Origin of the sequence: Pyxidicoccus trucidator (assembly GCF_010894435.1) — a bacterium.
GTDB classification, from domain to species: Bacteria; Myxococcota; Myxococcia; order Myxococcales; family Myxococcaceae; genus Myxococcus; species Myxococcus trucidator.
Window position 1 is genome coordinate 1 of record NZ_JAAIXZ010000107.1, and the last position, 404, is coordinate 404.

The 404-nt window shown below is 67.8% G+C and carries 1 protein-coding gene; it reads right to left on the reverse strand.

Features of this window, described 5'->3' with window-relative positions:
• On the reverse strand, positions 1-404 hold a 404-nt coding region (locus G4D85_RS48630), incomplete at both ends, for a PASTA domain-containing protein (RefSeq protein WP_164021962.1).

The following is a 404-nucleotide window of genomic DNA, read 5'->3' on the forward strand; positions in this document are numbered from 1 at the left end:
CCGATGATCTGCACCTCCGTGCCGATGTTCGGCGTCAGCGGAGAGAAGCCGCTGACGGTGGGCTTCGCCGGAGGCGTGGGCGTGGAGCCGGCGATGGTTGCGATGAGGAGGTGGATGCCCGTGCCGTCCGGCACCCGGGTGCCCGGCGTGGGAATCTGCCCGATGACCGGCCGCGCGTTGTTCTTCGGGTCATTGAGGTTCACCACCAGGCCCGAGGCATCCATCGACAGGGCGAGCTGGAGGTTGCCGCCGGACTGCGCCAGCAGGGCCTTCACGTCGAGCAGCGTTCGGCTGAAGAGGTTGGGCACCACGTTGGGCCCACCCGACGTGGTGGCCAGCGCGTTGAGCAGCTGGATGATTGCGTTGATGAGCTCGGCGCTGATGAGGTCGCCGGGCTTGACGAG